This is a genomic window from Comamonas testosteroni ATCC 11996, from assembly GCF_000241525.1.
Classification (GTDB): Bacteria; Pseudomonadota; Gammaproteobacteria; order Burkholderiales; family Burkholderiaceae_C; genus Comamonas; species Comamonas testosteroni.
Genome location: NZ_AHIL01000049.1, coordinates 230,029 through 250,929 on the forward strand (window position 1 = coordinate 230,029; position 20,901 = coordinate 250,929).

General features: G+C 61.5%; 19 protein-coding genes and 1 other RNA gene. 11 read left to right on the forward strand and 9 right to left on the reverse strand.

The window, feature by feature from the left end; translation table 11 throughout:
* The 6 genes from CTATCC11996_RS22410 (at position 1) to CTATCC11996_RS22435 (ending at position 5,274) form a co-directional block, all read left to right on the forward strand.
* Positions 1-762 (forward strand): Crp/Fnr family transcriptional regulator, encoded by a 762-nt coding sequence (locus tag CTATCC11996_RS22410; protein ID WP_034350077.1) that lies wholly within the window; start codon positions 1-3, stop codon positions 760-762.
* A gap of 188 nt (positions 763-950) precedes the next feature.
* Positions 951-1,535 carry a DUF2889 domain-containing protein gene (locus CTATCC11996_RS22415; protein WP_003080851.1) on the forward strand — a complete coding sequence of 195 codons (585 nt, stop codon included), beginning with the start codon at positions 951-953 and terminating at the stop codon, positions 1,533-1,535.
* Positions 1,536-1,632: 97 nt separating this feature from the next.
* A complete protein-coding gene (moaA, locus tag CTATCC11996_RS22420) occupies positions 1,633-2,775 on the forward strand; it encodes a GTP 3',8-cyclase MoaA (protein WP_034350027.1) in 1,143 nt (380 codons plus the stop codon).
* On the forward strand, positions 2,768-3,433 hold the full coding sequence (mobA, locus tag CTATCC11996_RS22425; protein ID WP_003080857.1) for a molybdenum cofactor guanylyltransferase MobA: 666 nt from the start codon (positions 2,768-2,770) through the stop codon (positions 3,431-3,433). The genes moaA and mobA overlap by 8 nt, the downstream gene beginning before the upstream one ends.
* Positions 3,434-3,520: 87 nt before the next feature.
* Entirely contained in the window at positions 3,521-4,894 is a 1,374-nt protein-coding gene (gene moeA, locus CTATCC11996_RS22430; RefSeq protein ID WP_003080864.1) for a molybdopterin molybdotransferase MoeA, read from the forward strand.
* Between the two features lie 53 nt (positions 4,895-4,947).
* A complete protein-coding gene (locus tag CTATCC11996_RS22435; protein WP_003080866.1) occupies positions 4,948-5,274 on the forward strand; it encodes a thioredoxin family protein in 327 nt (108 codons plus the stop codon).
* Between the two features lie 27 nt (positions 5,275-5,301).
* Here CTATCC11996_RS22435 and rnhA read toward each other — a convergent pair whose 3' ends face one another.
* The gene (rnhA, locus tag CTATCC11996_RS22440) at positions 5,302-5,751 is read right to left on the reverse strand and encodes a ribonuclease HI (RefSeq protein ID WP_003056672.1); all 450 of its coding nucleotides are present in this window, start codon (positions 5,749-5,751) and stop codon (positions 5,302-5,304) included.
* Positions 5,748-6,581, reverse strand: coding sequence for a class I SAM-dependent methyltransferase (locus CTATCC11996_RS22445; protein WP_034350030.1), 834 nt, complete (start codon positions 6,579-6,581; stop codon positions 5,748-5,750). Before CTATCC11996_RS22445 ends, rnhA begins: the two co-directional genes overlap by 4 nt.
* Positions 6,582-6,600: 19 nt before the next feature.
* Between CTATCC11996_RS22445 and gloB the strand changes: the two genes are divergently transcribed.
* Together gloB and CTATCC11996_RS22455 are read left to right on the forward strand one after the other, a co-directional pair.
* Positions 6,601-7,374 (forward strand): hydroxyacylglutathione hydrolase, encoded by a 774-nt coding sequence (gloB, locus tag CTATCC11996_RS22450; protein ID WP_003080868.1) that lies wholly within the window; start codon positions 6,601-6,603, stop codon positions 7,372-7,374.
* Positions 7,374-8,909: a transglycosylase SLT domain-containing protein gene (locus CTATCC11996_RS22455; protein WP_003080869.1), complete on the forward strand. Its 1,536-nt coding sequence runs from the start codon at positions 7,374-7,376 to the stop codon at positions 8,907-8,909. The genes gloB and CTATCC11996_RS22455 overlap by 1 nt, the downstream gene beginning before the upstream one ends.
* A gap of 126 nt (positions 8,910-9,035) precedes the next feature.
* Here the strand turns inward: CTATCC11996_RS22455 and recR are convergent, their stop codons facing one another.
* The 3 genes from recR to dnaX form a co-directional block, all read right to left on the reverse strand.
* Positions 9,036-9,626, reverse strand: a complete 591-nt coding sequence (recR, locus tag CTATCC11996_RS22460) for a recombination mediator RecR (RefSeq protein ID WP_003066191.1) — start codon at positions 9,624-9,626, stop codon at positions 9,036-9,038.
* A gap of 163 nt (positions 9,627-9,789) precedes the next feature.
* Positions 9,790-10,122 (reverse strand): YbaB/EbfC family nucleoid-associated protein, encoded by a 333-nt coding sequence (locus CTATCC11996_RS22465; RefSeq protein WP_003066189.1) that lies wholly within the window; start codon positions 10,120-10,122, stop codon positions 9,790-9,792.
* 27 nt (positions 10,123-10,149) lie between these two features.
* Entirely contained in the window at positions 10,150-12,309 is a 2,160-nt protein-coding gene (gene dnaX, locus CTATCC11996_RS22470; RefSeq protein WP_034350032.1) for a DNA polymerase III subunit gamma/tau, read from the reverse strand.
* 103 nt (positions 12,310-12,412) lie between these two features.
* Between dnaX and ffs the strand changes: the two genes are divergently transcribed.
* An RNA gene (gene ffs / locus CTATCC11996_RS25280) (signal recognition particle sRNA small type) lies at positions 12,413-12,508 on the forward strand.
* A gap of 305 nt (positions 12,509-12,813) precedes the next feature.
* On the opposite strand, the gene rimO is transcribed toward ffs, so the two are convergent.
* On the reverse strand, positions 12,814-14,220 hold the full coding sequence (rimO, locus tag CTATCC11996_RS22475; protein WP_003080871.1) for a 30S ribosomal protein S12 methylthiotransferase RimO: 1,407 nt from the start codon (positions 14,218-14,220) through the stop codon (positions 12,814-12,816).
* A gap of 878 nt (positions 14,221-15,098) precedes the next feature.
* On the opposite strand from rimO, the gene CTATCC11996_RS22480 reads away from it, so the two are divergent.
* On the forward strand, positions 15,099-15,479 hold the full coding sequence (locus tag CTATCC11996_RS22480) for a MerR family transcriptional regulator (RefSeq protein ID WP_003080873.1): 381 nt from the start codon (positions 15,099-15,101) through the stop codon (positions 15,477-15,479).
* Positions 15,480-15,553: 74 nt separating this feature from the next.
* Positions 15,554-16,141, forward strand: a complete 588-nt coding sequence (locus tag CTATCC11996_RS22485; protein WP_003080875.1) for an NAD(P)H-dependent oxidoreductase — start codon at positions 15,554-15,556, stop codon at positions 16,139-16,141.
* A gap of 174 nt (positions 16,142-16,315) precedes the next feature.
* Here the strand turns inward: CTATCC11996_RS22485 and CTATCC11996_RS22490 are convergent, their stop codons facing one another.
* From CTATCC11996_RS22490 to CTATCC11996_RS25770, 3 genes are all read right to left on the reverse strand, one after another.
* The gene (locus tag CTATCC11996_RS22490; RefSeq protein ID WP_172590538.1) at positions 16,316-18,427 is read right to left on the reverse strand and encodes a site-2 protease family protein; all 2,112 of its coding nucleotides are present in this window, start codon (positions 18,425-18,427) and stop codon (positions 16,316-16,318) included.
* A gap of 5 nt (positions 18,428-18,432) precedes the next feature.
* On the reverse strand, positions 18,433-19,797 hold the full coding sequence (locus CTATCC11996_RS22495) for an efflux RND transporter periplasmic adaptor subunit (RefSeq protein ID WP_003080879.1): 1,365 nt from the start codon (positions 19,795-19,797) through the stop codon (positions 18,433-18,435).
* Between the two features lie 36 nt (positions 19,798-19,833).
* A partial coding sequence (locus tag CTATCC11996_RS25770) for an Ig-like domain-containing protein (RefSeq protein ID WP_003080880.1) occupies positions 19,834-20,901 on the reverse strand: 1,068 nt, incomplete at its 5' end.

The window sequence follows — 20,901 nt, forward strand, 5'->3', positions numbered from 1 at the left end:
GTGCCCACTGCACGCCAGCGCGGCAGCTTCGAGCATGTCAACTCCAATGACCTCTGGGCCATTGTGCAGGCAGGACGCTGGTTCCGCTCCCTGCCGCCGGAGTTGACCGCCCAGATGCAGCAACTGGCCCAGCCAAGGCTGCTGACCGCTGGCGAATGGCTGTTTCGCCGCGGCGATGCCCCCTGCGGCCTGTATGCGGTGGCCAGGGGCTCGCTCAGCATCTCCGGCACGGCAGCACTTCAGGAAAACACCCGCACAGCCTTGCTGACCCTGATCGAGCCGCCGAGCTGGCTGGGCGAGATCGCCCTCTTCGATGGCGAGCCCCGTACCCACGATGCCTGCGCCAACACCGCCTGCGCCCTGCTGCATATCCCGATACCGCCGCTGCGCGAGTGGCTGGATGCCAACCCGCATTGCTGGCGCCACATGGCCTTGCTGCTGACGCACAAGCTGCGCTCCAGCCTGATTGCGCTGGAGGAGCAGACCGTGCTGCCTGCACCGCAGCGCGTGATGTGCCGCCTGGTGCAGATGGCCATGGGCCACGAGCAATGGGCCGATCGCATGCGCACTCACCGCGAGCTGGCAGTCTCGCAGGAGCAGATCGCACGCATGCTGGGCCTGTCACGCCAGACCACCAACCAGATCCTGCAGGAGCTGCAGCAGGCCGGCTGGTTGCAACTGCGGCGCGGCAAACTGGAAGTTCTCGACCTGGCCGCACTCAAGGCTGCAGCGCTCACCGGGCAAATACCCACGAGCAGCTAGGCGCTCGCCGCCAGGCACTGTATCTCGCCCCTGCCGCCTCGCTGTCCGCTTGGTGCTGGACAAGCCTGCTATCTCTTTGATAATGAAATCGGGTCTGACGCACCAGACCCGGTTCAAGAATCAGCGCGGGCGATCCAGCCAGGTTACGACATGCCGTCGTCGTCGCCCGCCATAACAACGGATACCCCATGCCCCTGCCTCCCAGCGCCAGCCGCACGCCAGTCCCCATCAATATGCGCGACGTCAAATACCGGGGCTATGCCCGTGATGACGGCATGTGGGATGTGGAAGCCGAGCTGATCGACCAGAAAACCTATGACATCGAGCTGCACGGCCGCCGCAAAGTGCCGGCAGGCAAGCCGATTCACCATATGTGGATCCGCCTGACCATCGATGCCGACATGGTGGTGCACGGCATAGAGGCTGCCATGGACGACCACCCTCTGGGCCACTGCCCCCAGGCCACAAAGTCCATGCAGAAGATGGTGGGCTGCTGCATAGCCCGCGGCTGGCGCCGTGCCATTGCCGACAATCTGGGCGGGGTGGTGGGCTGCACGCATTTGCGCGAGCTGCTGTTCAATATGGCAACGCCCGCTTTCCACACCGTGCTCAACCAGTTCGGCCCCAATGGCTCGGGCCTGCCGCCTCGGCACCTGGGCCAATGCCTGGGCTGGGACTTCAACGGCCCCGGCGTGGCCGAGTTCTACCCCGAGTTCAAAAACTGGAAGCCGCTGACCCAGCAGCAACCAAGGGAAACCACTACACAAGCCTGATCCACAATACCGACAGGCGCTACCAGCTATCAATTTTGATAGCCTACAACAAGCCCGCAGCCGGCCCGGACTTCGCGCTTGCGGCACAATCGAGCCCATGGCAGAACGTGTGATCCCCTTGGTCGATGAGCGTACGGCAACCCGCAGCGCAATCGTCCCCAGCCCCCTGCAGGCCCCTACCGGGGAACTGCAGGATCAATGGGGGCGGCCTTTGCGCGACCTGCGCATCAGCGTCACCGACCGCTGCAACTTCCGCTGCAACTACTGCATGCCCAAGGAAGTTTTTGACAAGAACTACCAATATCTGCCCCACAGCTCGCTGTTGAGCTTCGAGGAAATTACGCGCCTGGCCAGATTGTTTGTCGCACATGGCGTGCGCAAGCTGCGCCTGACCGGCGGCGAGCCGCTGCTGCGCAAGAACATCGAAGCCCTGATCGCCCAGCTGGCCGAGCTGCGTACGCCCGATGGCCAGCCGCTGGACCTGACACTGACCACCAACGCCTCGCTGCTGGCACGCAAGGCCCGCGCCCTGAAGGACGCCGGCCTGAATCGCGTGACCGTCAGCCTCGACGGGCTGGACGACGCCGTGTTCCGGCGCATGAACGATGTGGACTTTCCCGTGACCGATGTGCTGGCCGGCATCGAGGCTGCGCAGGCCGTGGGCCTGTCGCACATCAAGGTCAACATGGTGGTCAAACGCGGCACCAATGACGACCAGATCCTGCCCATGGCCCGCTACTTCCGCGGCACGGGAATCACGCTGCGCTTCATCGAATACATGGACGTGGGCGCCACCAACGGCTGGCGCATGGACGAGGTGCTTCCCTCGGACGAGGTCATAGCGCGTCTGCGCGCCGAGCTGCCGCTGATCCCGCTGGCGCCCAGTGCCCCGGGCGAGACCGCCGTGCGCTGGGGCTATGCCGATGCCAGCGGTCAATATGATCCGCAACTGGGCGAGGTGGGCGTCATCAGCAGTGTGACCCATGCTTTCTGCGGCGACTGCAACCGCGCACGCCTGTCCACTGAGGGCCAGCTCTATCTGTGCCTGTTCGCCAGCCAGGGCTGGGACTTGCGAAGCCTGCTGCGCAGCGGCGCCAGCGATGCCGAGATTGCCGGCGCCATCGCCCCCATCTGGCAGCAGCGCGACGATCGCTACTCGCAGCTGCGCAGCGAAATGCCCCCCGATGTGGCGCCAGTGCGGCAAGGTCGACGCATCGAGATGAGCTATATCGGTGGCTGATTCACACATCACTCCTGAGCAGATCACCGGCTGCGTGCTGGCCGGGGGACGCGGCGCGCGCATGGGCGGCGTGGACAAGGGCCTGCAGCGTTTTCAAGGCTTGCCGCTGGCACTGCATGCATTGCAGCGCCTTGCGCCCCAGGTCGGCCCCCTGCTCATCAATGCCAATCGCAATGCAGCGGCCTATGCCGAGCTGGGCCAGTCACTGGCTGCCGAGGTCTGCGCCGACAGCCTTCCCGACTACCCCGGCCCGTTGGCGGGATTCATGGCCGGCCTCGCGCATTGCCGCACGCCATGGCTGCTTTGCGTGCCCTGCGATACACCGCTGCTGCCCCTCGATCTGGCTGCGCAAATGCTGGCCTCGCGCGGCGATGCCGATATCGTCATCGCTCACGGCTGGGATACCGAGCATTCCAAGCCGGGGCAATCGCCGCAACTGCGCGCCCAGCCCGTGTTCTGCCTGCTGCGGGCAGGGCTCGCCTCCAGCCTTGAGCGCTTCATCACCAGCGGCGGCCGCAAGATAGACGCCTGGACCGGCCAGCATCGCAGCGCCCAGGCCCTATTTGATCGCCCCGGGGACGAGCAGGCCTTCAGCAACGCCAACACGCTGGCCCAGTTGCTTGATCTGGAGCAAATCGCCCCCGAACGCCAATCCTGAGTCACCGGCGCCACCAGCCAAAAGCGTAAAGTGCCACGCAGCCCCATGGCCGCATCCGTCATGAGGTATTTTTTATTTTTTGCTGTTATGACTGCGACTTTTCAACCTGCCGCCTCCACCAGCGCCCAGACGCTGACCACTGACCAGGTGCTGCAACAGCTGCAAGCCTTGTTGCAGCACCTGGGTGCGGTCGCCGAGGTGGAAGCCGTCGCCCTGCCCGATGCTCTGGATCGTGTGCTGGCAGCCGATGTGATCTGCCCCGTCAACGTCCCCCCCCATGACAACAGCGCCATGGACGGCTATGCCTTTGCCGGCAGTGAGCTGGAGCAGGCGCAGCCTGACCGGCCACTGATGCTTCGTGTGGTGGGGACGGCGCTGGCAGGAGGGCCCTGGCAAGGCCGGCTTGGCGCGGGCCAATGCGTGAAGATCATGACGGGTGCGGTCATGCCTGTGGGTGCGGACACGGTAGTCGCCCATGAGCAGGCCAGCGCTGACCAGGAATGCATTCAGTTTGACGGCCATGCCCTGCGTGCGGGCGCCAATCGTCGTCTGCGCGGCGAAGACCTGGAGCAAGGCTCTGTGGCGCTGCAGGCCGGCCAGCGTCTCACACCAGCCGCTCTTGGCCTGCTGGCCAGTCTGGGACTGGGCCAGGTCAACGTGCGGCGCAGGCTCAGCGTGGCTTACTTCTCCACCGGCGACGAGCTGCTGAGCCCAGGCGCCGAGCCGCGCGAAGGAGCCATCTACGACAGCAACCGCTTCAGCCTGCAAGCGCTGTTGCGCCGACTGGGTGCCCATGTGCTGGATCTGGGAGCCGTGCCCGATGAGCCGGCTGCGCTGGAAGAGCGCCTGCGCGAGGCAGCCACCTTGGCCGATGTGGTGCTGACCAGTGGCGGCATCAGCGCCGGCGAGGCCGACCACACCCGCGCGATGTTGCAACGCCTGGGCACCGTGCAGTTCTGGCTAGTAGCCATGCGTCCCGGTCGGCCACTGGCGGTGGGCTTGCTCGCTCCCGCTGGCGGGATCTCCTTGACCAAATCGGCAGGTATCCCCATCAAGACAAGCGCAAACAGCTCCCAAAATCTGAGCAATCCGCCACCCACTCAGCGCCCGGCGGTGCTGCTGGGACTGCCAGGCAACCCGGTGGCCGCCATGGTGAGCTTTCTGATGTTCGTGCGCCCGGCCCTGGCCATGCTGGCAGGCGAACGCGGCGCCCCCGTGCCATTGCTGCAGGCGATCAGCAGCGAGCGCCTGCGCAAACGCCCGGGTCGTACCGAATATCTGCGCGGCGTACTCGAACTCAATGAGAAGGGCCAGGCCGCCGTGCGCACCACGGGCCCGCAAGGCTCGGGCGTGCTCAGCTCCATGGTCGCAGCCGACTGCATCATCGTGCTCGACGATGCGCGCGGCGATGTCCTGCCCGGAGAATCCGTCAACGTCCTGCTGCTGCAAGGCCTGATCTGAAGACAGACTTGCCGTCTGCGCTTAGACCCTCGATCCATTCTGGGAAATATTTCATGCCATACCAAGCCACCCACTGGGCCACAGAACCCACAAGGCAGGCCATCGATGCGCTCAAGGGCGCGAATTTGCTGGAATTCGGCACGCCCTGGTGCGGCTACTGCCAGCGCGCCCAGCCGCTGTTGCAGGCTGCGCTGGAAGCCCAGCCGGAAGTGGCGCACATCAAGGTGGAAGACGGTCCCGGCCGGCCGCTGGGACGCAGCTATCGCGTCAAGCTCTGGCCCACGCTGATTTTTCTGCGTGACGGCAAAGAAGTGGCGCGCATCGTGCGCCCCGAATCCGAGCAGCAGATCCAAGAAGCGCTGGCACAGATCACGAACTGAGCCAGCGCAACGGGTCCGGTTCCTGGCTCAGCCGTTCTTGAGCGCCAGCTCCACGCCCTTGTTGGCAAGCGCATCGGCGCGCTCGTTGCCGGGGTCTCCGGCATGACCCTTGACCCAGCGCCAGTCGATACGGTGGCCGCTGCCCTGCACCAGCGCGTCCAGCTGCTTCCAGAGTTCGACATTCTTGACGGGTTCTTTGGAAGCGGTAACCCAGCCTTTGGCCTTCCAACCCTGGATCCACTCGGTAATGCCTTTGCGCACGTACTGACTGTCCAGATACAACACCACATCGCAGGGACGCTTGAGCGCAGACAGCGCCTCGATCACGGCCTTGAGTTCCATGCGGTTATTGGTGGTTCCCAGTTCACCACCGAAGAGCTCCTTCTGTGCCGATCCGGCCTGCAGCAATGCTCCCCAGCCGCCAGGGCCGGGATTGCCCTTGCAGGCACCGTCGGTATAGATCACAACTTGATTCAATTTTCTTCCTTGTTACGCCAGGACATGTCCGGCGGCTGTCTCTGGGTCACGGGCGCTTTCATGCCAGCTGGCACGCTGTTCTTGCGCCAGCTCGGGCTCATCAGCCGCATGCCCTGCACGCGCTTGACGGCCACCACGCAATAGACGCCCCCCATCACCGGCCAGCAGCGGTGGCCCAAGCCTTCCATGAACTGCCAGCGGCTCAGCCACTTTTCACTTTGAGTAGCAGGACGATAACAGCCAAATTGCACTGCTTCGATCTCGAAGCTCAGCAATCGCAACCAATCGCGCAAGCGCCAGTAGCCCACGCCCAGGCTCAGGTCCGGCAAATAACCCGCACTGCGCTCCACACGGCGCTGCAAGCCCAGCAGACTGGAGGGATTCAGCCCGCTGATCACCAACCGGCCTTCGGGCACCAGCACACGCGCAGCCTCGCGCAGCGCGGCATGCGGGTCGTTGGAGGCCTCCAGCGTATGCGGCATCAGCAGCAGGTCGAGGCTGGCCTCGGCAAAAGGCAGGGCTTCCGGGGCGGTTCTGAGCGCCGGCATCAACGGGGCAAAATTCTCTACCTCATCAGCGGTCGGCTGCTGCTGCGACACTGCGGCCGCCTTCGCTTGCGCTACAGTGCCTGCTTTTGCATCCGAAACGGGATCCAGGCCCTCCAGCGCCAGCCAGCGATGAGGCATGCGGTTGCTGCGCAGGCCTTGCAACTGCGGCAAGCCCAGCTGCAAGGCATGGTAGCCAAAGATATCGGCCACCGCCTCGTCAAAGCGCTGCTGCTCCCATTCCAGGAGATAGTGCCCGAGGGCTGAATCCGTCCAGTGATGCATCTCTATAATTTTGCAGTTCATGAACCTGTTGCCCATTCCCGCTTTCTCCGACAACTACATCTGGATGCTCCACGATGCAGAACATGCCGTGGTCGTCGATCCGGGTCAGGCCGAGCCTGTGCTGAGCACATTGGCACAGCGGGGTCTGAAACTGCAGGGCATTTTAGTCACCCACCATCATGCCGACCATGTGGGCGGCGTCGAGGCCATTCGTGAGGCCACTGGCGCCCCTGTCTGGGGCCCCGCCTACGAGTCCCTGCCCGAACCCGTCACACGCGTGCAGGGCGGCGACAGCGTGGAGCTGCTCGGCGGCCCTTGGCGGGTCATCGATGTGCCTGGGCACACCAGCGGTCATATCGCCTTCTTCAGTACCCAGGCGCAAGACCAGCCCCTGCTGTTCTGCGGCGACACGCTGTTCTCGGGCGGCTGCGGTCGCCTTTTCGAAGGCACGGCAGCGCAGATGCAGGCTTCGCTGGACGCACTGGCCGCCCTGCCAGCCAACACGCTGGTGTGCTGCGCACATGAGTACACAATTTCCAACCTGCGATTTGCGCAGGCCGTGGAACCAAACAATCCGGAACTGGCTCAGTATCTGGAACATTGCCAGCTACTGCGCAAGAGCGGGCGGCCCACGCTGCCCTCCACATTGCAGACCGAGCTGGCCATCAACCCGTTCATGCGAAGCCGCGCTGCCGATGTGATCGCAGCCGCCGTGCACCATGATCCTCAAACCAGGCCCGAGGAGCCCGCCAGCGTGCTGGCTACCCTGCGCCAATGGAAAAACGTTTTCTGATGAAGCTGCTATCCACCCTGCTGCTGACAAGCGCACTGATATTGACCGGCTGCGCTACCACCAGCAGCGTCGACCCCATGTATCCGAACGGCCCTCTCAAACCCCTGGGCCAGGGCAAAGTCGGCAGCTCCGAAGTCGCTGAACTGGAAGCCACGGGCGATCTCTGGGTTCGCATCCGCAAGGGCTTTGCCATGCCCAATCTTGAGCAGGACCTGGTCCAGAACCAGGAGCAGTGGTATGCCACGCGCCCCGACTACATCCAGCGCATGACGGAGCGATCGAGCAAATACCTGTTCCACATCGTCGAGGAACTGGAGCGCCGCAATATGCCGACAGAGCTGGCGCTGTTGCCCTTCATCGAGAGCGCCTTCAACCCTCAGGCCGTATCCAGCGCCAAGGCGGCCGGCATGTGGCAGTTCATGCCGGCCACGGGCACCTATTTCGACCTCAAGCAGAATGTCTTCCGCGATGATCGCCGCGATGTGCTGGCCTCGACCCGTGCCGCACTCGACTATCTGCAAAAGCTCTACAACATGTTCGGCGACTGGCATCTGGCCCTGGCCGCCTATAACTGGGGAGAGGGCAGCGTCGGCCGCGCCATCAAGCGCAACGAAAAGCTGGGCCAGCCCGCTGGCTACCTCGACCTGCAGATGCCGGCCGAAACCCGCAACTACGTGCCCAAGCTGCAAGCCGTCAAGAACATCGTGGCCGAACCCGAGAAGTTCAACACCGAGCTTCCCATCATCGAAAACCACCCCTATTTCCAGGCCGTGGATCTGCCGCACGACATTGACGTGGAGCTGGTGGCCAAGCTGGCCGATGTCAGCGTCAAGGACTTCAAGGCACTCAACCCCAGCTTTCACAAGCCGGTGATCTTTGCGCGCGCCACGCCACAGGTGCTGCTGCCCTGGGACAACGCCAAGGTTTTCCGCCGCAATTTGCAGGCCTATAGCGAAGGCCAGTTCGCCAGCTGGACAGTATGGACCGTGCCAACCACCATCACCGTGGCCGAAGCCGCCCAGCGTGCAGGCCTGGGCGAAGCCGATCTGCGCGCCATCAACAACATCCCGCCGCGCATGTTGATCAAGGCAGGATCGGCTCTGATGGTGCCGCGCGATGCCAATGTCAAGACTGATGTGCCCGGCCATGTGGCCGACAACGGTCAGATCTCCTTCGCACCTGAAGTCGTAACCGTGCGCACCACGGTCAAGGCGCGCAAGCGCGATACGCTGGTCAGCGTGGCCAGCCGCTATGGCATCAGCGTCTCCAACCTCGCGGACTGGAACGACCTCAAGTCCACGGCATCCTTGCGCCCCGGCCAGTCGCTGATTGCCTACCTGCCCAGCCGCGCAGCCCGCAGCGCACGCGCCGAGGCCAACGACAGCCCACGCGAGTCAGCCCGCAACACCCGTGGCGGCAGCAAGGTGGCAGCCGCCACCAGCAAGAGCGCCAAGACCAGCAGCGCGCCCGCTCCCCGTGGCGGCAAGAGCGAACCCAAGGCACGCGGCGGCACACCAGCCAAGAAGCGTAAATAAGCTTGGCCGCCCGCAAAAAAGCCCGCTGTTTTCAAAACCAGCGGGCTTTTTCCATGTTCATTCAAAGAAATCAATAGCAGCATGCGCTTTATAAAAGGGCGTTGACAGCCAACTCAAGCCATATTTTCAGCGCCTGTCCACCAGCGCGTGGGCAATCGTGCCCAGATCCACATATTCGAGTTCGCTGCCTATCGGCACGCCACGCGCCAGCCGCGTGACCAGAATGCCGCGCGACTTGAGCGCCTCGCTAACTGCGTGGGCCGTGGCCTCGCCCTCGGCCGTGAAGCTGGTGGCCAGAATCACCTCCTGCACCACGCCGTCACAGGCACGCTCCAGCAACTGCTTCATGCCGATTTCCTTGGGACCCACGCCATCGAGCGGCGACAGCCGCCCCATCAGCACATAGTAGTAGCCCTGGTAGGCCCCCGTGCGCTCCATGGCAGCCAGATCGGCCGGCGCCTCGACCACGCACAGACGCGCCCCATCGCGCCCGGCGTCATCACAGATGCTGCAGATGGCGCCTTCGGTAAACGTGTGGCAACGCTCGCAGTGATGCACCGAGTTCACCGCAGAATCCAGCGCCCGCGCCAGCTGCAGCGCCCCGGCCTGATCACGCTGCAGCAAATGAAACGCCATGCGCTGCGCCGACTTGATGCCCACGCCCGGCAGCCGGCGCAAGGCCTCGATCAAGGCATCCAGAGATTGCACATCAGACACGGGCTTGTCCTTTCAGTCACCAGAAAAAAAGCGATCTGCCATTGCGCAGATCGCCATTCGTCCCCTGCACACCCCGTCCAGGGGCAGCAAGCAAAAGCCTCATCGCGGCATCGCAGCCATCCCTTGGCCGGGGAAGCGGCACTGCCGCTCAGGGGAAAATCCGTCAGAACGGGAACTTCATACCACCGGGCAGGCCGGGCATACCGGCAGTGATCTTGCCCATCTTCTCGTTGGAGGTCTCTTCGGCCTTGCGCACAGCCGCGTTGAAGGCAGCAGCCACCAGGTCTTCCAGCATGTCCTTGTCTTCAGCCAGCAGGCTGGGGTCGATGGTGATGCGCTTGACGTCATGCTTGCAGGTCATCACGACCTTGACCAGGCCGGCACCGGATTCGCCTTCGACTTCGATATTGCCCAGCTCTTCCTGAGCTTTCTTCAGGTTGTCCTGCATGGCCTGAGCTTGCTTCATCAAACCGGCGAGTTGTCCTTTGTTGAACATGAGAATTCCTTCTTTTGTTGAAACGCCTTATTCAGGCTGAATAGATATGGGCTTGATACTACCGGGCACGATTTTCGCGCCAAAGTCTCGCATCAAGGTTTGCACCTGCGGATTGCTTTTGACAATTTCCTCGGCCAGCAGCTGGCTGGCTTGCCTTTCCAAGGCCAGCCGGCGGGCAGGACTGTCCGTCACCGGCCCTTGCTCAACCTGCAATTGTCGCGCATGACCGGCTGCTTCCAGCGCAGCACGCAGACGATCACGTGTGCCTGCCTGATTGAGCGAGCTGGACTCCACGCGCAATCGCCACAGATCGCCCTCACGACCCAGCAGTTGCGACTGCAGCGCCAGCTGTCGCGCAACGGCCACCACGGCTTCACTCTGCAGCAACTGCTGCACCACGCCAAACCACAGATCGCCCTCGGCTGTGCGCTCCACAGGGGCTGCATCCTGGGCCGTGCTGACATAGCCGCCGCTTGCGCTCTGGGCCGCCGGCTCGTCAGACTCCATGGGCGGCATGGCATGCAGGGGCTGTCCGACATCCAGGTCGGCATCATCGCCCCAGCGCCCATCGTCAGACCAGCCCTCATCGGGCATGCCTGCCCAGGCCGCTTCGCTGGCATCCGGCTCTTCGGGAGCATCAGCCATATCGACGGCCTCGGCGCTCTCAGACGCATCGTCGGCGGGCATTTGGCCTGCCTCTGCGACAACTTCATGATTCGCCGAGGGCATGGTTTGCTGAACCGCAGCAGGCTCAGGCGTCACCGTAGAAACTGGCGACCGGGTCAACTCCGGGACGGCCTGCACCACCGGCTCTGCTATGGAATATGCAGCTGCATCCGAGCGATCGGCAACAGCTTGAATATGTTCTGGCTCGGCCATGCCGACCACTGACGCAGGCTCCTGCGCCGGTGCGCACTCCAGTGCAGGCTCCACAACAGGCTGCACGGACTGAACCTTGGCCGGTGGTGCCTCCATCGCCGCTGACGGTGAAGCCGGAGGCTGCTGAATCGGATTCGGAGCCTGGGCAACCGGGCGGCTAGGCCTCAGCGCTGGAGTTTTTTTTTCAGCCGTGCCGGCTTCGGCATTTTCCGGCTTGAAGGCCAGCAGCCGCAGCAGCGCCATGGTCAGCGCAGCGTACTCATCAGGGGCCAGCCCCAGTTCGGCACGGCCGTGCAGGCAGATGCTGTAGAGCAGTTGAGTCTCGTCGCGCGGCATCAGACTGGCCAGCCGGTCTACTTCCGCGGCCTCCGGGTCGCTGGCATCCAGCGGCATATCGGGCACGGCCTGCAACACGGCCATGCGCTGCAGTACGGCGCACATTTCTTCCAGAGTCGATGCAGCAGACAGACCGTTGTGGCGCAGCTCTTCGGAGACTTCAACCACCGTGCGCCCCTGACCCTGGGCCAGGGCATCAATCAGGCGGAACACATGGCTGCGATCCACGCTGCCCAGCATCTGGCGCACCGTCGCCTCCTGCAACTGACCGCTGCCAAAGGCAATCGCCTGGTCGGTCAGGCTCAGCGCGTCGCGCATGGAGCCACGCGCAGCACGCGACAGCAGGCGCAGCGCCTGAGGCTCTGCTGGCACGCTTTCCTTGTCCAGCACATGGGTCAAATGCTCCAGAACCGTCTCGGGCGCCATGGGACGCAGATTGAACTGCAGGCAGCGCGAGAGCACAGTAACCGGCACTTTCTGCGGATCGGTCGTAGCAAGCACGAACTTCAGATACTCCGGAGGCTCTTCCAGCGTCTTGAGCATGGCGTTGAACGCGGTGTTTGTCAGCATGTGCACCTCGTCGATCATGAAGACCTTGAAGCGCCCCTGCACCGGCTTGTACACCGCCTGCTCCAGCAGGCTCTGCACCTCATCCACACCGCGGTTGGATGCAGCATCCAGCTCGGTGTAGTCGGGGAAACGACCGCTATCGATTTCAGTGCATGCTGCGCAAACTCCGCAGGGGGCTGCGGTGATCCCACCGTTACCGTCCAGGCCCTGGCAATTCAGAGACTTGGCCAGAATGCGCGACACCGTGGTCTTGCCCACGCCACGTGTGCCCGTGAACAGATAGGCGTGATGCAGGCGCTGCTGGGTCAACGCATTGGTCAGAGCCTGAACCACGTGCTCCTGCCCCACCATTTCAGTGAAGGTACGGGGCCGGTATTTGCGAGCAAGCACTAAATAAGACATAGCCTCTGATTCTACGGGGCCGGGACATGCCAACAAGCCTGCTCCTGGAATCTCATTTCACAGCTCTCGAAGCTGTGTCGGTTTTGCATCTATAATCGAGCGTGACGGGCCTCCTCGCATGGGGAAGCAGCCAACCGGGTCAGGTGGGGAACCAAGCAGCCCTAACTGTGGATACAGTGCCGAGATCAGGCTCGTCACCTTTCGATGGAAACCTCTTTACAGACAAGAGGCTGTCTTCCGAGAAAGGCCATTTTTCACCATGAGAAACACCATGCTGTAGCACTTTGCCCAGGAAAAGTGTTTCGCATCGACGCCCCATGCTTGGGTAGGCGGCACCGTTCAACGCCGAGCCTGACCCCGCCATTGCGTCGAGATCGCCTGCAGGCCACCGGCAGACAAAAGTGGCAACCAAGAAATCGGATGCAAAAAAAGGCCGCAATGGCAATTGCGGCCTTTTTGTTTTTACCGGACTGACATGGCGCCGTGCAGCGGCGCCCTGGAAACTCAAACCGGAACGCCCACCAGATCATGCCCCTGCGTGCCCACGATGCGCACGCTGATCAGCTCGCCCACCTTGTAGGTCTTGCTGGCCTTTTCAGGCGGCTGGATGTGAACCACGCCGTCGATCTCGGGAGCATCGGCATAGGTTCGGCCCACACCCCCCTTTTTGCCCAGGCTGACCGCTTTGTCCACCAATACCTTCATGACCTGGCCCACCCGGCGCTGCAGACGCTTGGTGGAGACCTCCTCGGCCACCTCCATGAAGCGCGCACGACGTGCTTCGCGCACCTCTTCGGGCAGCATGCCGGGAAGTTCGTTAGCGGTGGCGCCTTCAACGGGGCTGTAGGCAAAGCAGCCGGCACGGTCGATCTCGGCTTCGCGGATAAAGTTAAGCAGATGCTCGAACTCTTCCTCGGTCTCGCCGGGGAAACCAGCAATGAAGGTGGAACGAATCACCAGCTCGGGGCAGATCTTGCGCCACTCGCGGATACGGTCCAGGTTCTTTTCGCCCGATGCGGGTCGCTTCATGCGCTTGAGCACATCAGGGTGGCTGTGCTGCAAGGGCACGTCCAAGTAAGGCAGGATCTTGCCCTCGGCCATCAGGGGCAGGACCGCATCCACGGTTGGATAGGGGTAGACATAGTGCAGACGCACCCAGGCACCGTGCTGCTGCGCCAGCTTGCCCAGCTCGTCGGCCAGCTCCAGCATGCGGGTTTTGACGGGCTTGCCGTCCCAGAAGCCGGTACGGTACTTCACGTCCACACCATAGGCCGAGGTATCCTGGCTGATTACCAACAGCTCTTTCACGCCCCCTTCGAACAGCGCCTTGGCCTCCTTGAGCACATCGCCGATCGGACGCGAAACCAAATCGCCGCGCATGCTGGGGATGATGCAAAAGGTGCAGCGATGGTTGCAGCCTTCGGAAATCTTCAGATAGGCATAGTGCTTGGGCGTGAGCTTGATGCCAGCGTCGCCAAAGCTGCCAGGCACCAGGTCCACGAACGGGTCGTGCGGCTTGGGCAGATGAGTGTGCACCGCATCCATCACTTCCTGCGTCGCATGGGGTCCTGTGACTGCCAGCACGCTGGGATGCACCTCGGCCACCATGGTGGAGCCTCCCTCTTTGCCCGCCTTGGCACCCAGGCAACCGGTCACGATCACCTTGCCGTTGGCTGCCAGAGCTTCGCCAATGGTGTCCAGGCTTTCCTTGACGGCATCGTCGATGAAGCCGCAGGTGTTGACGATGACCAAATCCGCACCTTCAAAGGTCTTGGATGTCTGGTAACCCTCGGCGCTGAGCTGCGTGAGAATCAGCTCGCTATCAGTCAAGGCCTTGGGGCAGCCCAACGAAACAAAGCCCACTTTGGGGATTGCGGTTTGCGTGGGGCTAACGGAGTCGATTGATTTCATTTGATTTTTCCAGCAGCGCAGCGTCTACGCGCCAAGCAGAAATTTTATTTCAACGGCCAGATCAGCAGACTCGACTCTGTTGTTCGAGCCAGCCACACGCACGATGAAAAACTGGTAAACGAAAAAGGCGCTACCGCTTCTATAGCTGTAGCGCCTGTATTCTGGCTGGTTCCACGAGATTCCATCTCGCGACCAACGGATTAAAAGACCGAGTCATCAACAAGCATTGACACGGCCTAAAACAGGTTAATCAGCTGATTTTATCAGCTGCGCCCCCAGGCTGCTCGCGCCCTCCAGGTCTCCCCTGGGCTGAGGTATGCCGACGGAAGCTTGCAACCACCTTCACCCTCTGGATAGCCAGAGGCATCCAATAGTTGCCCCCTCAATGCTCTCTTCAGCGAGCCCAGTCAATATGAGCAGATAAAGGAGCGACTGCAAGGCATTGCTCACTAGAGAAAAGCCGTTGGCAAAGGATTTCCGACAAGCACTGAACAAGCCGACAACCCTGACGATTGTCGAGCATGCGTTGCATCAAGGCAGGCAGGCGCAGACACCCAATCCACTCCGCCTGAGCAGCGCTTACATCATCACCGCTCGGAGCAAGCACACCTGACATATCAGTTTTGCCGACAGAAGGCCAAGGCATACAAGCCAGGGCCACGCCGAAATTTGCTGCAATCGTGCCAAGGGATTGCCGTACATTCGCACGATGGCTCCCGACAAGGCCTATGACCGTGAGTCCCCTGTCAAGACCACTCGGAATTCATGGGTCAACAACTCCCACAACATATTCAAACGACTCCAAGCATCCATGCACCTTGAGCCAACAGCACTTTCAGCAAGAAAGATACATGCTTCCAAGCGCGCGGGAGTCACCTATGCGTATAGGTGAACTCGCCGCACTCACAGGCTGCACGCCCAAAGCGCTACGCCTGTATGAGGCGCACGGTTTGCTCGGCACCGTGGCACGCCGAGGCAACTACCGCAACTACGGCCCGGAAGATGTGCAGCGCGTGCAGTGGATCCGCCAAGCGCTGTCGCTCGGTTTTCGTCTGGCTGCGCTACAGCCTCTACGCAGCATCGACACCCCCTCCGGCGCTGCTGCCGTCCAGGCGCTGCTCCAGACCCGGCGACGCGCCATTGCCGACGAATTGGCGCGACTCCAAGCTACCGACATCGCCCTGGCTGCATTGACCATGGAACTGAGCACATGCGACGGTGCAAAGACATGCCGTTCACCAGAGCCACTCTCCATTTGACGTTGTAGGGCTTGACTCTGCCCCCAAGGGCAAGGTGATGCTGACGGCTTACGAACTCAGGCCCCTCTATCACCATGTCCCGTCGCATCCTCGTCATCCTCGGCCAACCCTCTTCCAACAGTCTATGCGCCGCCTTGGCGAGCACCTATGCCGATGCCGCACGCCACGCCGGAGCCGAAGTCCGGCTGCTGGAGTTGGGTGAAATGCAATTCGACCCCATCCTGCACCACGGATACGAGCATAGCCAGCCGCTGGAGACCGACCTGCGGAACGCTCAGGTCGACATTACCTGGGCGCAACACCTGGTGTGGGTCTATCCGATATGGTGGGGCGGACTACCTGCGCTGCTCAAGGGCTTTCTGGATCGCATCTTCCTGCCAGGTTTCGCCTTCAAATACCGATCCAACTCTGCATTGTGGGACCGCCTGCTCGCCGGCCGCACTGCTGAACTACTTGTGACGATGGACTTCCCTCCTTGGTACTACCGCTGGGTACAGCGCCAACCGGGTCATCGGCAAATGAAGCAGAGCATCCTTGAGTTCAGCGGGATCCGGCCCGTGCGCGTGCACAGTTTCGGCCCGGTAGTCAAGTCCAGTGCTGCCAGGCGCGCCGCCTGGATAGAGCACGTGCGCATGCTGGGCACTCGTGCAGGCTTACGCTGACAGCGTCCGTCCTTAGTTCTCACCCACCGCTCTTTGCTGCGTCAGGAAGGATCGGCAAGCCACCTGACTTTCGTTGCGTGAAGCTCCACGCAACCAAGGAATACGGCCACAGACTGCTGCGGGGCGGATGCATCGACCGGTTGAATCGCCGCCCATTGCAGTCATTCATTGATGCTAAAAACCTGCCTCCCTCCAAAAGACACTCGTCGCAGTTTTCACAAACTGCGCCGCAGCCGCTTCCCATTGGCCGCGAATGCTGACTTTGCCACGCCAACGGTGTTGCAAAACAGCGTCTGTTTCAAGCGGTGTCACCACATCCAGCACCACTCTGTAGACCGGACGCTCCGGGTATAGGGTGCCTTGCATGCTTCGGACCTGAATCATGCCTCCAGCTGCCGCAGACAGCGCTGCCTCCGAGAGGGTACGACTCGCATCCTGATCAACGCTGCGCACTGTCAAATCCAGTACCGGCCCCACGCCAGCGTCAGCGATAAATATTGCGCTATCGCCGATGCTGATGCGTTGAACATCTTCCTCAGGCACATAGGCAAGAACCTCAAGCCGATCGCTGCCCACGACCCTTCCCAGCAATTCATTCCGTGCCAGCCAGTCTCCCGTTCGAAGATCCGGATCCACGTCGCGCAGCACTCCAGCGCCCGAGGCATTCAGACGGTAGCGACTGGCTTCGGTTTCCATCGCCTGCTGTTGGGTGGCCGCCTGTAGTTGACGCTCTTGCAGAACTTGCCAGTCTCTGCGCAGCTCCGAGTCGAAACCTGCTGCCGCTATTTGCTGCGAATATTGAGTCCTCTGCGCATCGTTTTGAGCCTGAGCCGCCTTGAGAGCCGGGGAGTCGAGCATAAAGACAGGGGCATCAACCTCGACCATGCGTGCGTCGCCAAACATTTGCTGCTGCAGCTGCGATGCATCAAGCGCATGCAAAGGCCATATCTCGCTGGATTGCAACATACCCTCGGTGCGGATTGGGGCAGGCAGGGGCAGCCAGCAAAGTGCAATAAGTGCAAAGACTCCGATGGCACTCCAACGTGCTCTTCGACTACGCACGATTTGAGGCCAGCGTGAAGACCACGCTGAAATCTCTGACCACACAGGCTTGGCAATGAACCACACAATCTCCACCAGAAACAGCAAGATGCCCAACGCCTTGATGAAGAAGTGATAGACCAAGGCCGCAATACCCAAGAAAAGGACCAGTCGATAGATCCAGGTAGCCCAGGCAAACAAAATCAGCCCGCGACGTTTGGCATCGGTAAAAGACTCCGGGGGAGATTCACCGAGCCTGAATAATTTCTCTCTGAGATCCCAGCGTGCCAGCGCAAAGGCGCGTGAGTGCAGATTAGGCATCTGTAGAAAGTCGGACAACAGAAAATACCCATCAAAACGCATGAACGGACTTGCATTGATGGCCAGCGTGCTGACCCATGTCGTGGTGGCCAGCAAAAAAGCCATGGACTTGGTGGCTCCTTCAGGCAACCAGACCCACGCCAGCAAGGCCCATGCGGCAATCATCAGCTCCGTTGCGATGCCAGCAACCGCGACCTTGAGGCGCTGGTCGCGCCGGGTCAATTTCCAGACCTCGTTGGTATCGGTGTATGCCACCGGCCAAAGCACCAGAAAGGCAACACCCATGGTCGGAACGCGGCATCCAAATCGCTTGGCCATCAAGCCGTGCCCCAGTTCATGAAGCACCTTGACAAACCCTAGCGTCAAACCATAGGCCAGCAGTCCTTGCCAGGTCAGCGAATCAACCAAGGTGGCTGTGAACGTTCCCCAGGAGCGAGAAACACCCCAGACCCCAGCAAACAGAGCCAGCAAAGTGACCCAGCCAAACGTTCGGCTGAATAGAAACTCCAGCCGCGGCGCCCATCGTGTCAGCCAGCGATCGGGCCTGATCAGCGGAACCCGGAAAAAGAGGTAGTTATGAAGAAGCCATTGCATCCAGCTTGAGCGCCTGCCCTGCCACCTCTCAGCCAGCGCATCGGAGCTATTGGGAGGTGGCTCCAACAGATCATTTCGCTGTGCAAACTGCAAGAGCGCATTCACGTCTTCCTCATGGAGCGTCAATGTCGTTTGAGCACAGACATCTTGCACAATCGCGTCAGCGACGCCCAGATGCCAGCGCTTGAACACCTCAAAGCTGGCCCAGTCCAGCTGAAAGAAAAGGTTGCGCACGGGATCATGCAAGGTCCAGCTGGGCTGACCATCGGGCAGCACAGGACCGGCAAGCAAATCCAGTTCTTCACGCAAAGCAGGCCATGCGGTACTCATGGGACTTACCAGGCAATGAACTGGCGCAGGGCGGCCCAGGGCTTGCGCAGAACCCAGTAGACCAAAGGCACCCAATCTCCTTGCAGCTTGGCGGTACCTTTGAGGCCGATACGGGCCTCCTCCTTGGCGAGCGACATGGACGCACGCACTCGATAGGCGTAGCTACCATCTGGCCTGGCATTGGCGTCATACGCCATATACCGTAGCTTGCCCTCCAGCCCTGCCATGGGATTCGCTGCCAGATACAGCTTCACTGTGGATCCCTGGGCCAATGGAATGGCATCACCGATGGGAACCCAGGCCTCGATTTCCACCTCGTCGGGCCGGGCAATACGCATCACCCGCTCACCTGTCTGCACAGGCTTGCCTAGCCATTCGGTGGGAGAGTCAAACAAAACCATGCCATCTTCAGGTGCCAGCACCCGGCTGCGCTCACGCTGATCGCTCAGGTATTGCACCTCGGCGCGCTTCTCGCCTATACGCCCGACGAGCGCTGCCAGTTGCGCCTTGGAACGAACATCGCCCAAAGCCAGCTGGGCGGATTGTCGGTACTCGGCTTCAGCGGTCAGCAAAGCTTGCTGGGCAACCTCCAATCGGCTGCTGATCTGCGCCTCATCCAGTCCGAACAAGCGTTCACCTTTACGGACCACTTGATTGGGCTGGACATGAATTTGATCGATGACGCCATCCAAAGGTGCTCTCAACACCACAGGCTGCGCAGCAACGAGCTCACCAGGAGCAAGCACGCTCATGTGCACAGGCACGGCGCCAAGCACAAAAAGTCCGCCCAGAATCCAGGTGGTTTTTTTTTGCCACCAGCTTTTGGCGTTGACTCTCGATGCCGCAGGTTTTCGCCAGAATCTGGGCTGGCCTGTCTGCAGTGCAGAATAGGCATGAAACCAGATATGACCCCATTCGGCGAGAAGCGCAAAGCGCTGCTCTTCAATTGCCTGCGCCCCCGAAAGCAGCAGTCCGCCTTCAGGAACAGGCTTCTGGCCATCTTGCACCAGAGGCACCCATACCGCATAGGGCCCCAGCCATTCGCTCCACGAGCTTGCCAACTCGGGGGGAAGCTGAGCCGGTTCAATGCGCCGAACCTGAATGGGTTGTTGCGCCTGGAGAAACTGGCATACCCCATGCAGCCATTGGGCATAAGGCGTATTTCTATCGGTCTCGACCACGCCGGACAGGGCCGTTACCCCGCCGTCATCCAGCCACAGACATGCTTGACGGTAAGGTACGAGCAAACGGCTATCGTTGACCAGCAAAAAGCGCAGCTCGGCATTGCTGCGGGCAGCCCTGGCACGATGTCCCAGCTCAAGCAGCAGCATTGCCGGGTTCACGCTCTGAGGAGAAACGGCTGCGTTCATGGCACAAGCGCCTTATATGCTGTACTCGTGACTCCATCAACCATGGGCATACTGGGACATCCTTTTCCCCGCCTGCTGATTTGCCGCATTTGCCATCTTCTCGCTCAGTCCGGCTCTCCCTGCGGGTGCACTGGACGTGGCCCTTGCATCGCCGATGACCAATTTGACAGTCCGCACCGACTCGTGCCCCTTTCCATCGCTGACCTTGATCTGCAGAACAAGCGTTGTGCTGAGGTCCTTGGGTGCGTTGATGGTTAGCTGACCGCTTTGACGATCCAGACGAACCCATCCGGGCAACTCCTGCCGGTCGGCGAAGCTGAACTGGAGTGACTCGATATCCCACGGACTCTCCGACGCCAGGAGGACGGGCTTCAGATCCAGAGTGCTGACCCCAGTCGTGACCGAGAACTGCTCAGGTGCCGAATCAAATCCAGAGCGATTGGGCTCTGCCGGTGCGAAAAGCGACGCCCACATCCAGTCATTGACGCCTGCAATTGACTGCGAAACGCCGTATCCGGACCAATGTTCAGAACCATGCGCCGCACCACGTTGAGACGAAGTATTCAGCGCCGCCGAGTTGGACTGCAGAAAATCTGCATTCGGCTCTGACACCTCTGAAGCTTGAAATGGTGCGAGACCAAGCCCCGCTGGCAAATCATTCATGACCGGGAGACCTGGAGGCTGCACCGTCGGAGGAAGCAAGGGCTCAACAACTCCGTTGAGTGACATTACCGAAGATGCATTGCCCGCCGCATCTATTTGCCGGACCACCAGGCTGTGGGCCCCCAAGCCTGACAGCTGCAGAGCATTACCTTGGCCCGTCATCCACGAGGTGCCGCCGTCCAGCGAAAATTGCCAGCCGGAGCCGGCTTCAAGCCCGGAGACGTGAACCAGGCCGGTGGGGGAAACCTGGTGCCCGTTTGCCTGCGTGGATTGATCCAGCTCGAGTTGCGGTGCTGCCGGCGCGCTGGTGTCCACAGTAATGCTATAAGCCGTCGTCTGCCCGCTGGCATTGCCGGCAAGGTCTGTCGCCGTGGTGCGGATGCTGTGATTGCCATCCGCCAGCGGGCTCGCCAGGTTGTAGCTCCAGGCGCCGCTGCCGTT